The organism is Armatimonadota bacterium, assembly GCA_037138755.1.
GTDB lineage: Bacteria > Armatimonadota > Fimbriimonadia > Fimbriimonadales > Fimbriimonadaceae > Fimbriimonas.
This window is the reverse complement of the sequence record JBAXHT010000001.1, coordinates 653,897-671,398: the sequence shown is the minus strand read 5'-3', so window position 1 is coordinate 671,398 and position 17,502 is coordinate 653,897. Positions and strand designations below refer to the sequence as shown.

Genomic DNA, 17,502 nt, shown 5'->3' with positions numbered 1-17,502 from the left:
ACAGGTTGTTACGTTGGAACTGCAGAAAGGATGCTTAACAGGAACAGATTTGGAGTTGAACTCGGTAAATTAGCGACATGCGCTCGCGTCTCGCAGTTCCGTTGTTAACATGCTCCTTGGCCTTCGTCGCCAATGCACAGTTCAGGCCTGGTCTGGCCGAGGTTCCTTCTCTTCTAAAAACTGGCTTTGAATCAATCTCACCCAAAGACGGGAAAGAGTTTCTGGGCTATCTTGCGGGACCCGAGTGCGAGGGACGGGGAACCGGAGAGCCCGGCTTCGAGAAAGCTGCCAATTATGTCGCAGCTCACTTTAAGAAGCTCGGCCTCAAGTCTGTCATGCCCGACGGAAGCTACTTCCAGTACAACGACTTCTGGCGCGTTCGCACAGACCCGAAGAGCCTCGCAATCACAATCGGTGGCAAATCCGTCGCCGCTGGTGACATCGGTGTCCAGCAAAGCGGAAAGCTCGACAAAAACGCTGAAGCCGTCCTTCTGGTCCTCGGAAAAGAGACTCCTGAGAAACTTGACGACACGGTAGCGGCTCAACTGAAAGGCAAAATCGTCTTTGTCGTCGGTACCGTCAATCGAGGAGTCCGTTCTGCGCTCATCGACGCCGAGGCAACGATCACGGTTGTTGAGAAAGTCACCGCTCCGGGGTGGACGGGGCGAGCCTCCGACCCTGGAACTGGCGGTGGTAACGGCAGGTTAACGGTGCGACGCGAGGCACTCTCGAACGCCATTGGCCAAGCGATCTACCAGCCAAAGGCGATCCCCGCGATGGTGACCGAACTCGGAAGAGTCTCGTTGAAAGCAGCGGTTCAGAGCGAAAAGATCAAGGTGATGAACGTGGTTGCCAAGCTTGAAGGCTCCGACCCTAAACTGAAAGAAGAGTACATCGGAATCGGCGGTCACCTCGACCACCTTGGTAATCGGAATGGCACCATTTACTGGGGTGCTGACGACGACGGCTCTGGCACTACCGGCGTCATGCAAGTTGCCAAGGCGCTTGCCACCAACCCGGTTAAGCCGAAGCGAAGTGTGCTGTTCATGGCGTTCTACGGCGAAGAAATGGGCCTCCTCGGCTCTGCCTATTTGGCTAATAATTCGCCCGTAAACTTGGACAATATGGTTGCTGAGCTCCAGATGGACATGATCGGTCGCGACAGCTACGGGGCTCAAAATGGTGATCAGAAGCGTATCGATAAGGTGGAAGAGAACGCCGACACGATGCGCCTCGTCGGCTCCAAGCGAATCTCGACTGAACTAGATCGGCTCCTTTTGGAAGCAAACAACGCGGTCGGGTTCAAGTTCAAGTACGACGCAGAGGACGTCTATACGCGAAGCGACCACTACAACTTCGCTCGAAAAGGGATCCCCATCGCCTTCTTCTTCTGCGGCTTCACCCCGGACTACCACCAGCCGACCGATACCGTCGACAAGATCAACTTCGACAAGATCGCAAACACCGCCAAGCTGGTTTATCTGACGACCCACGCTTTGGGGGACTATAAGGGCCGCTTGCCGAAAGACGTCAAGAACTAACTCAACACGATTAGCCAGGAGGCCAGGAGAGCTTCCGACCGCCAATCAGGTGAGCATGAAGATGTGGGACAGTCTGCCCCGCATCTTCGCCCTGGTTGATGACCAAGCGATAGCCAGCAGTGAGTCCTTCCTGCTCCGCGATCCTTTTGGCGGCGTTGAGGATGTGAAGGTGATCACCTTCCTCGGGCAGAGTAGCCATCCCAGGAATCTCCGCCCTTGGAACGATCAAGATGTGAGTTGGAGCAACCGGAGTGATATCGCGAAAAGCAACAACATAGTCGTCCTGGTAGACGATATTGGCGGGGATTTCGCCGTTGATGATCTTGGTAAAAAGGGTTGCCATGGTTAGTCAAAGATCTGGGCGGCGAATTGATCCGGAATGAAATCCTTTAGGTCTGTGACCTTTTCACCAACTCCGATGAATTTTATTGGGATGCGAAGTCGCTCATTGATTCCGATTAGCGCGCCACCCTTTGCGGTTCCGTCGAGTTTCGTCAGAATCAGGCCGGTAATCCCGGCGGCCTTTGTGAACTCTTCGGCCTGCCGAATCGCGTTCTGACCAGTGTTCGCATCAAGAATCAGAAGCACCTCATCCGGGTTGTGGCCGAGGGCCTTTTGGGTGACTTTACGAACCTTCTCGAGTTCGGCCATCAGGTTCGCCTTGCTGTGCTGGCGACCTGCGGTGTCGCAGAGAACAAACTCCGCACCGCGCGCTTTTGCCGCCGTAATCGCGTCAAACAAGACCGTCGCGGAATCGGCTCCGGGTTGAGACTTGACGATGTCGCAGCCGATTCGAGTCGCCCAGGTGTCTAGCTGTTCGATTGCCGCCGCACGGAACGTGTCGCCCGCCGCAAGCAGAACCTTCGCCTGGTACTTCGTCTTGAGCAAGTAAGCCAACTTAGCAATCGTAGTTGTCTTGCCGACTCCGTTTACGCCGACAAACAGATACACCGTCGGCCCCTCATCCGCGACGGCCAGACCAGCTTCATCCTGAACCCTAAACCGGTCGGCAATAAACCTTTGCAATCTATCCTTGATCGCCTCCGGCGCAGTGACCTTCTCGTCACGAATGGTCTGCCGCAACTGATCGAGAATCTCACCGACGACCTGGATATGGGTATCGGCCTGAAGCAGAGCCTCTTCAAGCTCCTCGTAGAACTCGTCGTCGATCACGCCCCGCCCGAGCATTCGATCAACTCGCTCCATCAACCGCTTGAACATCAAATCTAGGGTACCTGGAGCTCCAATCCAACTCTGACGACGAGCAACTTGGTATGATTCCAAAATGCTCAAGCAGCTTATCGCCACCGTTGTCCTTGGTTGCCTACTGATCGGATGTGGGTCGTCCTCCGGCTCGGCTGGAGAGTCAGGAACATCTAGCGCCGCCGCCGCGCCAAGCTCGACCAAGCCCGGAGCTGGTCTCAAGATCGCCTTCATTCCCAAAGGCTCTCTCCACGAGTTTTGGAAGACAATGCAGGCAGGCGCTGAAAAGGCTGCGGCAGAAACTGGAGTCGAGCTCGTTTGGAAAGCTCCCGTGAAAGAAGACGACCGGGCTGAACAGGTGAAAGTCGTTGAGAACTTCACAAATGAGAAAGTCAGCGGCATCGTTCTTTGCCCGCTCGACAAGGACGCTCTGGCGGCACCTGCAAAAGAAGCCGTCGAAGCGGGAATTCCGGTTCTTGTTGTTGATAGCGCAATCAGCGGAATGAAGCCTTCCTCGTTCATCGCAACCGACAACTACGGCGCCGGAAAGACCTCTGCACAAGAGATGGCAAAGGCTCTCGGTGGCAAGGGCAAAGTGATTATTCTTCGCTACCAAGAAGGTTCCGCCAGCACAATGGATCGCGAGGCGGGCTTTATCGACGGAGCGACTGCGGCTGGACTCGAAGTTGTGAGCAAAGAACAGTACGGCGGAGCAACCCGAGAGACCGCTCAGACGGCGTCTGAGAACCTGATCCAACGGTTCAAGTCAGGCGAAAAGTTGAGTATTGATGGAGTGTTTGCGCCCAACGAGTCGACTACGTTTGGAATGATGCGGGCTCTCGATGGAGCCGGTTTGCTGGGTTCGGTCAAGCTCGTCGGTTTCGACTCATCGAAGGAGTTGATTGAGGCGGTAAAGAGCGGAAAGATCACGGGCCTCCTTCTCCAAGATCCATTCAAGATGGGCTACCTCGGGGTGACCAAGATGGTTGCCAAGCTGAAGGGCGAAAAGATTGAAGACAAGATCGACTCCGGCGCGGTTTTCGTCACCAAGGACAACTTGGAGTCCGAAGCCGTCAAGAACGTTCTTCCAAAGTAGGTCATGCTTCGAGTCGAGGGTCTCAGTAAGGCGTTCGGCTCAACTCAGGCCGTCGACCAGGTTTCGTTTGAAGCGAAACCTGGTCGCGTTTTGGCTGTTATTGGTGAGAATGGTAGTGGCAAGAGCACGTTGATGCGGCTCCTGGCGGGTGAGACCCAACCTGATGCGGGACTCACCGGCGTTGAGCAACGTGATGTCCATCTTGTACACCAAGAGCTGTTGCTCTGCCCCCATCTGACGGCGGCAGAGAATCTCTTTTTAGGCTCGGCTCAGGGCATTCGCTTTTCACCTAGAAAACTTCAAGCAAAAGCGCAGGGGATCCTAGACAACCTCGGATTTCCCGAAGTGCAAGCTGCAGAGATTACGAGCAATCTGCCGATCTCGCAACGTCAAGTGATCGAAATTGCGCGCGCTCTGGTCAAAAACAGCCCGGTCATCCTTTTGGACGAGCCCACAAGTAGCCTCACAGAGGCCGATAAGCTTAAGTTCTACGAGCTTGTCCGCCGCCTGAAAAGTGCAGACAAGACGGTTGTGTTCATCTCCCATTTCCTCGAGGAAGTGCGAGCCATTTCGGATGACTGCGTGATTCTTCGTGATGGTCAAGTCGTTGCCTCCGGGCTGCTGGGTGAGTTTTCGGATCAAGACATTGTTCGTCATATGGTCGGTCGTGAGGTCAACGATCTGTTCCCGAGGTCGGAGCGAAGTCCAGGTGAGGTCGTGCTCAAAGTTGAAAACCTCACTGGAGAGGCGAACAAGCCTTATGAAGTTTCCTTTGAACTTCGGGAAGGTGAAATCCTTGGCCTCGCAGGCTTGAATGGGGCGGGGAAGACTGAACTGCTGAGAACAGTTTTCGGCTTGCAACGAATGATTTCGGGTTCGAGTAGCGGTCTAGGACAATGGCGGCAGGGAGTAGGTTTTGTCAGCGAGGATCGCAAACTAGACGGCGTTACCTTGCCGCTCAGCATCGCGGAGAATATCACGATGCCCACCCGTAACCGTTTCCTGAGCAAGCCGAAGCAAGTTTTGGCGCAAGGTGCAGAGTGGATTTCGACAGTTGGAGTGGCGGCCGGTGCCCCTGCCCAGACCGTCGGTAGCCTCAGCGGTGGTAATCAGCAGAAAGTGGCCTTCGCTCGGTTGCTCCATTCGAATTGCCGATTGCTCTTGCTGGATGAGCCCACGCGAGGGGTTGATGTCGGCAGTAAGGCCGAAATCTACCGGCTTATTGATGAAGCAGCAAGGGGTGGGGCGGCGATATTGTTGGCCAGCTCTTACCTCCCAGAACTTTTGGGAGTTTGTGACAGAATAGGCGTCATGAATCGGGGGCGGCTGGTGGGAATTTATGACGCCAAGGCGACATCCTCCGAAGAGCTCGTCGCGGAGTGTGTTCGATGAGGAAAAAACCAAACCAGATCATCGGTGTGCTCGTAGCTTGGCTACTCATCTACGTCTTCTTCGCGATCAATAAGCCCCAGACGTTTCTGAGCATTTCCAATGTTGAGCTGCTGCTGAGGCAGTCGACAATGATCGGCATCGGAGCAGTGGGGATGACCTACGTCATCGTCGCCGGGGGCATTGATCTAAGCGCAGGGAGCGTCATTGCGTTGTCGTCAGTCGTTGGTGCGCTGACCTTCAATCGAACCCAAAGCCCTCTTGCCGCCGTGTTTGCATGTGCTTTGACAGGGGTGTTTTGCGGCCTTCTAAACGGGCTGCTGACTTCAAAGCTGAAGGCTGGGCCGTTCATCGTGACTCTTGGGTCGATGCTCGCGATTCGGGGCATCGCAAAGGGACTCGCGGACGAGAAAACCGTCTCCACCGGCGGCGAGGGCTGGTTGTTCGAGTTCATCTCTAAAACGAAGTCTTGGTTCGTGTTTCCAATTGGAACCTGGCTGTGGATCTTTTTTCTGGGCTTGATGGCGTGGGCGATGATCTACACCAATTACGGGCGCAACGTGGTTGCAGTGGGTTCCAATGAGAGTGCGGCCAAGCTCTGCGGGATTGCCGTAGATCGAGTCAAAACTGGGGCGTATGCAGTCGCTGGCTTCTTCTTCGGCCTTGCTGGTTTGATGTCACTCTCGCGAACCTCGCTCGGTGATCCAACCTCGGCAAACGGGGACGAACTCCGGATTATCGCGGCGGTTGTGATCGGTGGAGCTTCCCTCTCCGGCGGAGAAGGAAGCGTGATCGGAGCCGCCATCGGCGCGCTCATCATGGCAACCATCAGCATGGGCGGAACCCAGATGGGCGTCGCCAACTGGAAGCAAGAGATCTTCACTGGCATCATCATCCTCGCCGCCGTCGCCATCGACCGCTGGCGCATCGCGCGTCGGCAAACGACCTAGTCCGGCATCTTTTTTGTTTCGCCTGGAGCGGTGTCGAGGAAAATGTGGTTTCCGTCCGGGTCGACAAGCTTCGCTGAGCCCCCGCCGTTGTTGCCAGCCTTCGCTGGTTCGACAAATTCGAAACCCTTAGATTCCAATTCTTTATAGTTTGCCAGCACGTCGCCGCCCCTAAAGTTAAGCATCATCCGCTGATCGCCCATAAAATGCGGCTCAAAGAGTCCCAGCCTCGCCTCGCCGTTGACAACTACCGCCCACCCTTCGGCATCATCGCCTTCCACCCGCTGAAAGCCTAGCCCCGCGTAGAACTCGCGCGAGCGGACGACGCTAGCCACTCGAAGGCAAACGTCTAGCCAGCCGAGATTCATAGCGGTTTCAATTGTACGAAAATGTTCGCCGGAGCCGCCTCGAAGTACTTGAACAACGCCGGGCAGAGCCAGCCATCGATTCCGAAATCCTCCGAGTGGTAAGTGTTTCCACTCATCTCTTGCCGTCTCCAGTCCAGCCGCAAGTGGTATCCGGGGAATTCATCTGCCGAAAAAACGATGACAAAGCCCGCTTCAGCGTCCGGAATATCGATCGTTGCGAGGTCAATCAACGTATCGGCGCCCCCAACAAACGGCTCCTTGATGATTCCTCGTTCGGGGTCATCGAAGACCCACATCCCGAGATCCTTGTATGGTTTGATGACAAAAATCGAGTTCATGGATCGATTTTACACGTTCATGATTCCTACTGCTCCTGAGGCTATTTGTTCATCTCTGATGAATATGTTCACTTAATGCCGAGCTGCCGCAGATTCCGATTATGATGCTCTTAACAACGAGGTTTTGTAATGTCCAACGGCGCAAATTATCGAGAAATCCAGGAGCTGATTCGGAAGCGAATCGAAGCTGGTGAACTCGCGTTTGACGAGAAGCTCCCCCGCGAGGCCGACTTGGCGAAAGAGTTTTGCGTTAGCCGCTCGACGGTTCACCGCGCGCTTTCTGCTCTGGAGCAAGACGGATACGTCCGAAGTCGAAAGCGCGCGGGGACGTTTGTTGCCTGGGGCCGGCGAGAGCGAAAGCAGTTGGTTGCCCTCATTTTTGACCGCGTCGCCCGGAATTTTGACTTCCCCAGTTCTGAGATGATCGAGGGGATTCGCGAGACTTTGGGAGATGCCGTTGGGCTGGTGCTGTGCGACTCAAAAGATTCCGTTGAGCGCGAGGCGAACTTCCTGGCGCGAATGTCGAAGGAGACGGACGGCGTGATCTGCTTCCCGATTGCCGATCAGCGCGATGGTCAACTTCTCGAACGCATTCACGGTTTGGGCTGTCCGGTCGTGGTTGTTGACCGGATCCCAACCGGGTATGCGGGCAGCTCCGTCATCTCGGATGATCGCGAAGCGATGTTCGAAGCCGTTCGGATGCTAAGACGGCAAGGGCACACCGAGATCGGGTTTATTGGGTTCTTCAAAGAAACCGTGTCCTCGGCAATGGAGCGCTACCGAGCTTTTGTGGATGCCATCAAATCCGAACTCGGCGTCGATGGCGAGCAGAACGTCCGCTGGATCGGTCGCGACTTTGAACATAACGGCATTCTCCTCGCCCAGGCCGTCTCGGACACGCTCTTTGCCCTTTGTCGCCGCGAAAATCCCGTGACGGCACTGGTGTGTATGCAAGACGACCTCGGGCTCAAGGCTATGCTCGCGGTCGAAGACCTCGGGCTCAAGGTTCATAGCGGGTTCGAGATTGTGACAATCAACGAGTGGCCAGCCCTTGAGCTTCGACGACCGTGGGACATCCACCGGATCGTTCGTAAGAAGCGTGCCATCGGCATTGCCGCCGCAGAGCTCCTGTTGGAGCAGATTGTGAACCCCAAATGCGACGCCCGCGCCGTCGCCATCAAAGCAGATTTCATCCCTTCCTCTCCCTCCGGTTCACCAGCCTTAGACGCTGTCCAGGCATGGCTGAACAATGACAAAGAATAAATCATTAAATCAATGAATACTCAACGAAGAGCCTTTACGCTCATTGAACTCCTCGTCGTCATCGCGATCATCGCGATTCTCGCCGCTATCCTCTTCCCGGTTTTTGCCCAGGCAAAGGCCGCTGCTAAACGCACTTCAGACCTCAGCAACCTCAAGAACCTGACCACTGGAGTGATCATCTACGTTGCCGACGTGGATGACATGGCTCCTGCAGCCCGCATCGTTGCTAACGGAGACTGGTGGACCCCACGAATGCTCACCTGGAAGGATGCAACCGTTCCCTACATCAAGAACGGAGGACGGCCAAACACGATCGCCGGAGGCTATAACACGACTCCGGGCAACGGTGGAATCTTCCAGAATCCGCTGAACGAATCGGCTTGGTCGAACGCACTCTCAGACGGCAACGGACCTGGATTGCCAGGTGACGAAACCACGAGGTTCCCTCGAAGCTATGCGGTGAACAAGGATGCGTTCCGCAACGAGTCGAACTGCGCCCAGACCTTCTGGCCAGAAATCTACGGCGGCACCGTTTACAACTCCGGTGGAAGCTTCACCTCGCTCAACAACGTTGCCGGTACGGCGATGCTGGCTCCAACCCGCCGCATCTACCCCGACATCGAAGCGGCTGAGCTTGGACGCGGCGCGACTGCGATCGGCTCCGAGACCAGCACGTTCCCTGCGAGCCACTCGCTGGTTCCCGCCAACGGAAACCGAACCATGAACTTCGGATTCTTCGATGGTCACGCGAAGAGTATCAACGCTTACCAGTCCGTTGCAACCGACGTTTGGGGATCCTTCGGTGGACCGAACCGAACCTTCGTTTGCGATCCGTTCTGGGGTGGATACAACCGAGGTGGACCCGGTAACGGCCAGCCATGGGCAACAGGAATCCAAACCAACATGAGACAGATCCGGGAGTTCAACAATTAAAAAGAGTTCCCTCTTGGTCGCCGCTTTTGCGGCGACCATCCTGTTTGGCTGTGGAAGCAGCGATGGCTACGGCGTTGCCAAGGATCCCACCGTGGTGCCTCCCAAGCCGTTCGAACAGCTCACGAAAGAGGAGAAGCTTGAGCGCATCAATAAGCTCCCTGTCCCCGAGGCCGAAAAGGTTAAAATGCGGGCTGAGTTGGGTGCCGACTCGAAGTAAGTGCTATGATCTCGATCTGCTTGATTCATGCGATGATTACGTCTCCAATTTTTGCTCTGAGCTCGGCCGAGGAGCTCTGGACCGGACTGGTTCCTCGGTACCGAATTCATGATTCGATCTTCTTGGCCGAGTCAGTGGGCGGAGACTCGAATCCGTCGCAACCGATGTTCAACTGGGGAATTGGCGTCACTTTGTCGGCGGAGAATTCGCTGGCAAAGCTGGATAGCTCGCGCAAGAGCCGCTTGACCCAAGTGTTGATGATGTGTGAGCGGTATTGGAACCCTCAGGGGCCTGTGCCGGGCTTTGATGTGCTTCCCGACAAGAAAGGCGACCAAGATCGGTACTTCGACGACAACGCGTGGATGGTCATGGCCCTCGTCGATAGCTATGAGATCACTCGCGATCCACGCTGGCTGAAATCAGCCGAGGCGTCGCTCACTTACGTGCTGAGTGGAGAGGATGACAAGCTTGGCGGGGGAATCTATTGGAAGGAACGCGAAAAGACGTCAAAAAACACGTGCTCAAACGGTCCGGCGGCGGCGGCTTGCCTTGCGGTTTATCGAAATTCGAAGAATCCGCAGCACCTTGCTAAAGCGCAGCAAATTTATTCTTGGACCAAGGCGAAGCTTCTCGCACCCGATGGTCTTTATTGGGACAACATTCGATTGGATGGCTCGCTGGACAAAACTCAGTGGAGCTACAACTCAGCACTAATGCTTCGCACCGCGAAGGAGCTGGCGCAAATCACCGGGAAATCGGTTTACTGCGAGGACGCCGAAAAGCTCGAATCGGCGTGCATCAAGCGCTGGGTCAAGGCGGACGGAACGATTGACGATGAGTTGCAGTTCGCTCACCTTCTCTTCGAAAATCTCGATCCCAAGAACTTTGACGCTAAGGGTTGCGTCTCCAAGTTGCTTGAGGGTCGCAACTCGGCTGGGTTCTTCGGAACTCGTTGGGGAAAAACCTCGGAAGGCAAGCACCAGATCATTCATCAGGCGTCGGCCGTTCGCGCGCTTGCAACCTACGAGCTTTTGCGCCGACGCAAGTAGCCGCAGATCCCTGCCGCTAGTCCGAGAATCGTCCCCGGTTCAGGAACGACGGTGGGGTTGAGAGCCATTGCATAAACATCACGGTGCGGTCCGGTGCTGATGAAGGATGTGGCGGCGGTGGAGACGTTCACCGAGTAGAAGTCTCGGTGGTAGAACGACACGGCGTAGAGGGTTCCGGTAGGGTCGAAGTCGATGTCCGCGACGTAGCTAAAGGCATCGCTGATCGGCATCGAACCGATCAGATTCGCGGTGGATGATGACGACGGCACCTGGAAAAGGAAGTCGTTGTTCAGCCCTTGCCGAGCGCTGAGAAAAATCGAGGAGTCGGTGGGTCGAAATGCAACCCCGGTCACGATCAGACTGCTGAGCGATGGAATTGAGTAGCTTGCGGTAACCGAAGCTGAACCGAGATCGTAAAAGAACAGCGATTGGTTAGCGTTGCTAAATCCCCAAAGTCCATTATTCGCCCAATCGAGATCACCAATTTGCCCAAATCCCAACGAACCTGCTGGAATCGAGCCGCTCGATGTCGGCGTCCAGAGATTTCCGACCGGATCAGCGAAGTACTGCGTCCCACCGATTGAGACCGCGAGACTCTCGGAAGGCAAGCCAGTCGTGAACAAAAGTGGCTCCGTCTGGGTCACCATATCCACATTCCGAATCTGCTGGTTAGCAGACAGCACCCTTGCAAACGGAGCCGCTAAACCGAATGAGCAAGTAAAGCCAAACAAAGCAACAAAAGCAAATCGCATGCTCAGGTTATACAGGTTTTGGACCGGCACGTCAAACCGGCTCGAACCACGCTGTGAAGTGCCTCAGAATCGGAGCCTGTTTGGTGATCTTCAGTCCCTTGGCTTCGTGGCGCTTTGCCGCAAGACGAGCGAAGACCTCCCCAATGTAGTTGACGTGGGCCTGGGTGTACACCCGGCGCGGCATTGCGAGCCTCACCAGCTCGCGGTCCGCTGGCACTTCTACGCCGTCGACGCAACGTCCAAACATCCCCGAACCGATCTCGACACCGCGAATTCCGCCTTCCAGGTACAGATCGCAGACCAGGGCCTGAGCGGGAAACTGGCTTGCAGGAATGTGGTTGTAAAATGAGCGGGCATCGACGTAAACCGCGTGTCCTCCGGGGGGCTGGACGATGTTAACATTACTATCTGCTAGCCGCGAGGCGAGATATCGGATGGTGGCAAGCCGGTATTCAAGATAGTCTTCATCGAGAACCTCGTTGAGGCCGATTGCAAGAGCCTCAAGGTCTCGCCCAGCGAGGCCGCCGTAGGTCGGAAAGCCTTCGGTAAGGATCAACAGGTTCCGAGCCTGCTCCGCCATTGCGTCGTCGTTGAGGGCTAGGAATCCGCCGATATTGCCGAAACCGTCCTTCTTAAGGCTCATCGTCGCGCCGTCGGCGTAGCTGAAAATCTCCTTTGCGATCTCGCGTGGAGTCTTGTCAGCGTAGCCCGGTTCGCGCTCCTTGATGAAGTAGGCGTTCTCCGCGAATCGGCAAGCGTCGATGATAAACGGCACTCCGTGCTTGCGGTAGAGAGCCGACACCGCGCGAATGTTTGCCATCGAAACGGGCTGTCCGCCGCCTGTATTGTTGGTGATCGTGATCATCCCAATCGGGCACTTTCCCTCTTTTAGGGTGGCCTCTAGCGATTCGAGATCAATGTTGCCTTTGAACGGGTGCATCGAGGCCGGGTCGCGACCCTCTTTGATAACCAGGTCTCGGGCCTCGGCTCCGGTGAATTCGACGTTGGCGCGGGTGGTGTCGAAGTGGTTGTTGTTCGGAATGACCTTCCCGGCACCGCCGACGATGCTCATCAGGATCTTTTCTGCAGCCCGGCCTTGGTGGGTCGGGACCACGTGTTTGAACCCGAAGATTTCCTGAATCGTTGACTCGAACCGCTTGAACGAACGCGAGCCCGCGTAACTCTCGTCACCGATCATGATTCCGCCCCATTGGGCGGCCGACATCGCGCTCGTTCCGCTATCGGTGAGAAGGTCGATCAGCACGTCATCGGCGTCGATGAGGAAGGTGTTGTAATGCGCTCTTTTTAGGATCTCCGCGCGCTCCGCCGGCGTGGTTCGACGGATGGGTTCTACGACCTTGATACGAAACGGCTCAATAATTTCCGACATGGTGTGGGATTAGGACGCCAAGAGATAGACCAAAGTCGCCGTTAATCGTTTACAGAACTGCGTTTCGCTTGATGATTAAAGCCTCGCAATGCCCACCGCTCGTAGGGATGCGAAACTCCATCTTCCTGCACATCATCGCCCGCGTGAAGCTGAACCAGAACCGTTTTCCGGGTCTGGTTCGAGCGGTTTGGCATCGAGCCGTGGATCGTGTAGTAGTGGAAGAACACCACATCACCAGGCTCTGCCTCAATTGGGATTGCGTTCTCTAACGGGTATTTGCTGAGGAGTTCGCTGTCCTGGCTGCGGTAAGAAATCGGCAGCCGGCCGAGCTTGTGCGTTCCCGGATAAACCCGCAGGCAACCCATTTCGTCGGTTGCCGTTGAGACGTGGATAATCCCCGCGATCATCGTATCTTTGATCGTCGGAAAGTGATCCCAGTCCTGGTGCATCGGGAACGGCGCGCCGTTCTCGGCAGGTTTCTGGAAGAGTTTTGAGTGGTGAAGGATGATGTCCGGTCCAAGAATCGCCTCCGCGACATCCAAGAACTTTTCATGAAACATCGCCCGCGCCCAAGTCGCTGAGTATTTCTGGACGTTATGGGTGTGAGTCACCACCGTGTTCTGAACGCCCATCCGCTCCATTTCGGGACCACCCCACTTGGCGTTGGTTTCTTCCCCAGTTGAGGTGATCTGGGCAACAATCCGATCAAAGTCCGCCTCAAGGGCGGCAATCTCAGCAGCCGAAAAAACTCCTTTGGCCAAGTAGAAGCCGTCCCGGTCGAAGTCGGATCGGATGGATGATTGCGAAGCAACAGTCATACTCATACTAGATATTCTAAGCCAACTCACTCCCATAATCAAATAGGAATATCAGACAGTAATTTGAGAAAATACGCCAACTGCACGTTTTCGCTCTCTATCGAGATTGGGGGGATTGTCAATTTCGACATTGAGCCAACGAACTCGTCGCACCAGCATCCGTACTGGGAGATCTGCCTGGTCCGCTCGGGAACTGGGGAATATGTTGACGGTGGCGAAGTCTTTCCCTTGAGCACCGGATCCCTGTTTGCCTCGGCGGCGGATCACCCGCACGAGATTCGATCGTTTCAGACTCGCGACCTCTCGCTGTTCTTCGTCTCGTTTACCCAGAGGAATTCCGCAACCAGTACGCCATCGGACGAAGATCGGCTCCTTGGGGCGTTCTTCTCGGGTCACCAGACTCTTCGGCAAGACTGTAACGATCTGCTAGCATTAGCCGAAATCACGTATCAGGCGAGTTCGTCAACCGTTCGACAAGCTCTTGCCAAGGCGTTCACGCTGGCGGCAATGAGCCGACTGACCTTCTTCGGTTCCGAGATGCCAACCAGCGAGCCCTCGCTCGACGTCGCCCGCGCCGTGCGTTTCATTGAAGCCAACTGTACCCAGAGAGTCACAGTGGACGATGTAGCTCACCATCTGGGAACCGCAAGTCGCACACTGCAAAGACGGTTTTGCAACGAGATCGGACATGGGGTGGCGAAGGAGATTCGAATTCGCAAAATGCGCCGCGCCGCGCACCTGCTGCTCATGGGCTATCCGCTTCAAGAAGTCGGTGAGAGCGTCGGTGTGCCGGACCCGGGGCAGTTCTCGACCGCCTTCCTGGTCGAATTCGGAAAACGTCCGAAGCAGTTTCAGATCGAAAACCTCCGTGGGCTATCGGAGTAAAGTGGAGTTAATGCTCGGTTTCCTCGCCGCAATTTGCATCCAAACTGTGCCGTTGATGGTGGATGACCTCTCGAAGGAGGCGGCCATGGCGGGCGTCTACCGGCAGCCCATCGGCAAGAGAATGGAGTTCTTCGCCAGGAAGTTCCTTGGCACGCCGTACGTCGGAGCGACCCTCGACCAGACTCCGAATGAGGAAAAGTGTACGGTTCTCCTCTCTGGGTTGGACTGCGTGACGTTCGTGGAGACCGTGTTCGCCTTGGCCCGAACCCCTGATCCGACCGATGAGAAGCTGAGGGTGGCGGTTACAAAAACCCGCTACTGGGGTGGCCGCGTCGATGGCTACCTTTCAAGGCTGCACTACACAACCGACTGGTTCTTCGATAACTCCCGAAAAGGAACGATCACCGACCTCAGCGCAAAGCTCCCCGGTTCTGTCCCAATGACCCGGAAGGTCAGCTATATGTCGGTTCATCCCGACCGCTATGCCGCGCTCAGTGCCAACCCTGATCTGCTTCCTCGACTCCGCAAACTAGAAGCCGAGAGCAACGCCCGAAAAAAATGGTACATCCCCGTCTCGGCGCTTCCTAATGCCGAAAAGCAGTTAAGGACCGGCGACATCATCGGCCTCGTTGGCGGCGTCAAAGGCATTGACATCACCCATGTCGGCCTAATCGTCGTCGAGAAAGGCGTCCCTCACTTCGTCCATGCCAGCAGCACAAAGCATAAAGTCACTTTTGATAAAAGGCTTTCGGAGTACCTTTCTGGCTCCAAAACCGAAGGGATCATCGTGGCTCGTCCGAGATAATCTGATCGGGTTCCCGGTAACCTAAACCTTGTCCGTGGAAGGCCAGCCTAACCGTCTCGAATCGCTCCGTACGCTGCGTGCGGCGAATCTTGATGGTGCCTTCGCCACCGCCTTTATCACCCTCGTTGGCGGAAGTTTCATCGTCGGCTATCTCAAGGAGATTCATGCGGCGGATATCTGGCTTGGGCTGCTCACTGCCATCCCCGCAATCTGCGGCCTCGCCCAAATCCCTGGTTCTGTCTGGGGTCGGAGCTTTGTCAGCTTCAAGAAGTACGTCGCGCCGGGAGGGCTAATATGGCGATTGCTGCATATCCCACTTTGTTTCCTTCCGCTCATCTCCATCTGGAGCGCAAACTCAAAGCTGACGATCATCCTGATTTTCAGCGGTATCGCCTCGCTGGTAGTCAACATGGTCAACCCGATCTATGGTGACTGGCTTGCCCGCCTCGTCCCGGATTCCCAGCGCGGCGCATTCTACGGCAAACGAAACTCGCTCAACGCAGCGATTGGAACTGGAACCGGTTTGCTCGGTGGACTCCTTGTTGATGCCTTAAAGAAGGCGAACTTTGGCGAGAAAAGCTATTCGGCAGTGTTCATTCTCGGGCTCGTGCTCAGCTTTGTGAGCATGCACTACTTCTTCAAAATGGCGGACGTTACGCGTGAGGAGCCGATTCGGGCGAACGTGCAGGAGACGGTTCATGCGCTTGTTTCCCCTTTTAAGAACAAACAGTTTGTTCGAGTCATTCTGTTCTTGTTTGTATTCATTGCCGGCCAATCGTTTGCCGGAAACTTGTGGGCGGCTTATGCGTTCGAGAGTCTGAAATTTGATCAGACCCACGTCCAGCTCCTTGGGCTCTTCCATGCGGCGGGGAACATCTCGATGTCCAAGTTTTGGGGGTTCTTGTCGGACAAGTACGGTAACAAGCCGATTCTTGGGCTGGTCGGAATGGGGATGCTGCTGACGCCGACGGCGTGGCTGTTTACTCAACCCGGAACTGAGCACATGGCCTTCAATATTGGACTTCTCTACAGTTGTCACATTTTGATGGGCATGGTCTTCAGCGGAGTCGCTCTTTGCCAATACAACATCATTTTCTCGACGTCCCCCCCGGAAGAGCGCTCGACATACCTGGGTTCGGCAATGGCAATTCAGTCAATTGCTGGCGCAGTTCCGCCGCTGCTTGGCGCGGCGATGCTCAGTTTCTTCCGAACCGGGCATGATACGGACCTTGCCTACAAATTCACCTTCATCTGCGCGGTCGGGATCCGGTTTGTCGCCCTTCTCTTGCTGATACCGGTGCGTGAGGAAGGTAGCCGTTCGTTCCGCGAGACGATGGGGAATCTGAAGAGCGTGACGCCCAAAGGGCTGCGAGCAATGAAGACGTTTACCCAGAGCGGCGACGCCGAGGAGCGCGAACACGCGATCCAAAAGATCGCGGGTCATGGCTTTGCTCTTGCTTCGGATGAACTGATCAAGGCTCTTCACGATCCTTCGCCGCGGGTTCGTCGGCAGGCCGCTTCGGCACTTGGGCGGCTTGGAGACCAGGCGGCGGTTGAGGATCTCATACACCAGCTCCGAGACCACCCAGATTTGGTCGAAGAAGAAACGGTGGAAGCTTTGGGCGACCTAGGCGACCCGGCAGCGATTCCGGAGCTAATCAAGCTCTTGGACGCCCCGCGTTCGGTACTGCGTCGCGCAGCGGCGCGGTCGATTGCTCAACTTCCCGGTGCTGGAGAGGACCGGACAGCGGTTGATGCTTTGATTCATGCCGCGGAGAATCCTTCCGATCCTGACTTGCGACGGTCCGCTCTGCAGGCTCTCCGGAATCTAGAGGCACCCGGAATTGCGGCGACAATCAGCCACGCTCTCACCGACAAGCACCCCTCCGTCCGCATCGCTGCAGCCGAAGCCGCCGGAGAACTTGAACTGAAAGAAACCGCCGATGCCTGCCGAGCCTCCCTCGTACTTTACGACGACGAAGGCTGTGCCGAAGTCGCCTACGCGCTCGGCGTCAACGGAACCCTTGAAGATGTCCCCCGAATCCTCGAAGTCGCCAAAAGCTGCGTCTCTATGACCACCCGCCGTCGCTGCCTCCTCGGCGTTGCGCGAATCTACGGAGTCGAAAGCCAAGCCTACCGAGCCCTCATGAGCGCCGGCATGGAGCGAGATCAGCTCATGATCACCCTCCTTACCATCGGCGGTAAGCGCTCGAAGCACGCGAACCAGGCCCTGGAGGCTCACGGAAACGGCGACGAGGTCAACGCGATCAAAGCCCTCTCCTTAGGTAAAGACGGCGCCATCCTCGCCGACTTCGACTTGCCCGAGTTGTTTATCGTTGCGGCGGTAGTTTATTCGGAGCGAATGTCAACTCGAACAGGGCGTTAGTTCTCCTTGGCTTCGGTTATGTTTCGGGAGGTCGAGTATCCAACTGTGTGACAAGCCCGATCAGAACAAGTTTGTTTATCATTAACCTTTCTCCATTTAGATGGCAATGGTTTGTCGTCTGA

General features: G+C 55.9%; 18 protein-coding genes. 11 read left to right on the top strand and 7 right to left on the bottom strand.

The features are described 5' to 3' along the window. The first annotated feature begins 77 nt into the window (after nt 1-77). The gene (locus WCK51_03180) at nt 78-1,541 is read left to right on the top strand and encodes a M20/M25/M40 family metallo-hydrolase (GenBank protein ID MEI7575870.1); all 1,464 of its coding nucleotides are present in this window, start codon (nt 78-80) and stop codon (nt 1,539-1,541) included. 10 nt (nt 1,542-1,551) lie between these two features. Here WCK51_03180 and WCK51_03175 read toward each other — a convergent pair whose 3' ends face one another. Both WCK51_03175 and ftsY read right to left on the bottom strand, forming a co-directional pair. After that, entirely contained in the window at nt 1,552-1,884 is a 333-nt protein-coding gene (locus WCK51_03175) for a histidine triad nucleotide-binding protein (GenBank protein ID MEI7575869.1), read from the bottom strand. Nucleotides 1,885-1,886: 2 nt separating this feature from the next. After that, nucleotides 1,887-2,762 (bottom strand): signal recognition particle-docking protein FtsY, encoded by an 876-nt coding sequence (gene ftsY, locus WCK51_03170; GenBank protein MEI7575868.1) that lies wholly within the window; start codon nt 2,760-2,762, stop codon nt 1,887-1,889. A gap of 64 nt (nt 2,763-2,826) precedes the next feature. Here ftsY and WCK51_03165 point away from each other — a divergent pair, with 64 nt between their 5' ends. The 3 genes from WCK51_03165 to WCK51_03155 are packed head-to-tail and all read left to right on the top strand — an operon-like array spanning nt 2,827 to nt 6,179. Next, the gene (locus tag WCK51_03165) at nt 2,827-3,840 is read left to right on the top strand and encodes a substrate-binding domain-containing protein (protein ID MEI7575867.1); all 1,014 of its coding nucleotides are present in this window, start codon (nt 2,827-2,829) and stop codon (nt 3,838-3,840) included. 3 nt (nt 3,841-3,843) lie between these two features. Further along, entirely contained in the window at nt 3,844-5,232 is a 1,389-nt protein-coding gene (locus WCK51_03160) for a sugar ABC transporter ATP-binding protein (protein ID MEI7575866.1), read from the top strand. Beyond that, entirely contained in the window at nt 5,229-6,179 is a 951-nt protein-coding gene (locus WCK51_03155) for an ABC transporter permease (GenBank protein ID MEI7575865.1), read from the top strand. The genes WCK51_03160 and WCK51_03155 overlap by 4 nt, the downstream gene beginning before the upstream one ends. Here WCK51_03155 and WCK51_03150 read toward each other — a convergent pair. Next, complete coding sequence (locus tag WCK51_03150; protein ID MEI7575864.1) at nt 6,176-6,544, bottom strand: VOC family protein; 369 nt, start codon at nt 6,542-6,544, stop codon at nt 6,176-6,178. The two genes, WCK51_03155 and WCK51_03150, sit on opposite strands and share 4 nt — an antisense overlap. Continuing rightward, the gene (locus WCK51_03145; protein MEI7575863.1) at nt 6,541-6,882 is read right to left on the bottom strand and encodes a DUF6717 family protein; all 342 of its coding nucleotides are present in this window, start codon (nt 6,880-6,882) and stop codon (nt 6,541-6,543) included. Before WCK51_03145 ends, WCK51_03150 begins: the two co-directional genes overlap by 4 nt. A gap of 129 nt (nt 6,883-7,011) precedes the next feature. On the opposite strand from WCK51_03145, the gene WCK51_03140 reads away from it, so the two are divergent. The 4 genes from WCK51_03140 to WCK51_03125 are packed head-to-tail and all read left to right on the top strand — an operon-like array spanning nt 7,012 to nt 10,344. Further along, on the top strand, nt 7,012-8,145 hold the full coding sequence (locus WCK51_03140; protein MEI7575862.1) for a GntR family transcriptional regulator: 1,134 nt from the start codon (nt 7,012-7,014) through the stop codon (nt 8,143-8,145). A gap of 12 nt (nt 8,146-8,157) precedes the next feature. Continuing rightward, nucleotides 8,158-9,078, top strand: coding sequence for a prepilin-type N-terminal cleavage/methylation domain-containing protein (locus WCK51_03135; GenBank protein ID MEI7575861.1), 921 nt, complete (start codon nt 8,158-8,160; stop codon nt 9,076-9,078). Between the two features lie 13 nt (nt 9,079-9,091). Then, nucleotides 9,092-9,295: a hypothetical protein gene (locus WCK51_03130; protein ID MEI7575860.1), complete on the top strand. Its 204-nt coding sequence runs from the start codon at nt 9,092-9,094 to the stop codon at nt 9,293-9,295. Nucleotides 9,296-9,300: 5 nt separating this feature from the next. Continuing rightward, the gene (locus WCK51_03125; protein ID MEI7575859.1) at nt 9,301-10,344 is read left to right on the top strand and encodes a glycoside hydrolase family 76 protein; all 1,044 of its coding nucleotides are present in this window, start codon (nt 9,301-9,303) and stop codon (nt 10,342-10,344) included. Here the strand turns inward: WCK51_03125 and WCK51_03120 are convergent. The 3 genes from WCK51_03120 to WCK51_03110 are packed head-to-tail and all read right to left on the bottom strand — an operon-like array spanning nt 10,317 to nt 13,304. Beyond that, on the bottom strand, nt 10,317-11,096 hold the full coding sequence (locus WCK51_03120; protein MEI7575858.1) for a PEP-CTERM sorting domain-containing protein: 780 nt from the start codon (nt 11,094-11,096) through the stop codon (nt 10,317-10,319). The genes WCK51_03125 and WCK51_03120 overlap by 28 nt on opposite strands. 31 nt (nt 11,097-11,127) lie before the next feature. Next, nucleotides 11,128-12,486, bottom strand: a complete 1,359-nt coding sequence (locus WCK51_03115) for a tryptophanase (protein ID MEI7575857.1) — start codon at nt 12,484-12,486, stop codon at nt 11,128-11,130. Nucleotides 12,487-12,527: 41 nt separating this feature from the next. Further along, complete coding sequence (locus WCK51_03110; GenBank protein ID MEI7575856.1) at nt 12,528-13,304, bottom strand: phytanoyl-CoA dioxygenase family protein; 777 nt, start codon at nt 13,302-13,304, stop codon at nt 12,528-12,530. Between the two features lie 63 nt (nt 13,305-13,367). Between WCK51_03110 and WCK51_03105 the strand changes: the two genes are divergently transcribed. From WCK51_03105 to WCK51_03095, 3 genes are read left to right on the top strand one after another with little or no spacing between them, the layout of a single operon-like run. After that, nucleotides 13,368-14,189: an AraC family transcriptional regulator gene (locus WCK51_03105; GenBank protein MEI7575855.1), complete on the top strand. Its 822-nt coding sequence runs from the start codon at nt 13,368-13,370 to the stop codon at nt 14,187-14,189. Nucleotides 14,190-14,199: 10 nt separating this feature from the next. Further along, nucleotides 14,200-14,994 carry an N-acetylmuramoyl-L-alanine amidase-like domain-containing protein gene (locus WCK51_03100; protein ID MEI7575854.1) on the top strand — a complete coding sequence of 265 codons (795 nt, stop codon included), beginning with the start codon at nt 14,200-14,202 and terminating at the stop codon, nt 14,992-14,994. A gap of 34 nt (nt 14,995-15,028) precedes the next feature. Then, nucleotides 15,029-17,380 (top strand): MFS transporter, encoded by a 2,352-nt coding sequence (locus WCK51_03095; GenBank protein MEI7575853.1) that lies wholly within the window; start codon nt 15,029-15,031, stop codon nt 17,378-17,380. The last annotated feature ends 122 nt before the right edge of the window (nt 17,381-17,502 follow it).

Excerpts from the sequence above, each read along its gene's own strand:
- WCK51_03100 (MEI7575854.1), top strand. The coding sequence starts at position 14,200 with ATGCTCGGTTTCCTCGCCGCAATTTGCATCCAAACTGTGCCGTTGATG.
- WCK51_03180 (MEI7575870.1), top strand. The coding sequence starts at position 78 with ATGCGCTCGCGTCTCGCAGTTCCGTTGTTAACATGCTCCTTGGCCTTC.
- WCK51_03165 (MEI7575867.1), top strand. The coding sequence starts at position 2,827 with ATGCTCAAGCAGCTTATCGCCACCGTTGTCCTTGGTTGCCTACTGATC.
- WCK51_03150 (MEI7575864.1), bottom strand. The coding sequence starts at position 6,544 with ATGAATCTCGGCTGGCTAGACGTTTGCCTTCGAGTGGCTAGCGTCGTC.
- WCK51_03125 (MEI7575859.1), top strand. The coding sequence starts at position 9,301 with ATGATCTCGATCTGCTTGATTCATGCGATGATTACGTCTCCAATTTTT.
- WCK51_03175 (MEI7575869.1), bottom strand. The coding sequence starts at position 1,884 with ATGGCAACCCTTTTTACCAAGATCATCAACGGCGAAATCCCCGCCAAT.
- WCK51_03115 (MEI7575857.1), bottom strand. The coding sequence starts at position 12,486 with ATGTCGGAAATTATTGAGCCGTTTCGTATCAAGGTCGTAGAACCCATC.
- WCK51_03145 (MEI7575863.1), bottom strand. The coding sequence starts at position 6,882 with ATGAACTCGATTTTTGTCATCAAACCATACAAGGATCTCGGGATGTGG.
- ftsY (MEI7575868.1), bottom strand. The coding sequence starts at position 2,762 with ATGTTCAAGCGGTTGATGGAGCGAGTTGATCGAATGCTCGGGCGGGGC.
- WCK51_03160 (MEI7575866.1), top strand. The coding sequence starts at position 3,844 with ATGCTTCGAGTCGAGGGTCTCAGTAAGGCGTTCGGCTCAACTCAGGCC.
- WCK51_03155 (MEI7575865.1), top strand. The coding sequence starts at position 5,229 with ATGAGGAAAAAACCAAACCAGATCATCGGTGTGCTCGTAGCTTGGCTA.
- WCK51_03110 (MEI7575856.1), bottom strand. The coding sequence starts at position 13,304 with ATGACTGTTGCTTCGCAATCATCCATCCGATCCGACTTCGACCGGGAC.
- WCK51_03140 (MEI7575862.1), top strand. The coding sequence starts at position 7,012 with ATGTCCAACGGCGCAAATTATCGAGAAATCCAGGAGCTGATTCGGAAG.
- WCK51_03120 (MEI7575858.1), bottom strand. The coding sequence starts at position 11,096 with ATGCGATTTGCTTTTGTTGCTTTGTTTGGCTTTACTTGCTCATTCGGT.
- WCK51_03135 (MEI7575861.1), top strand. The coding sequence starts at position 8,158 with ATGAATACTCAACGAAGAGCCTTTACGCTCATTGAACTCCTCGTCGTC.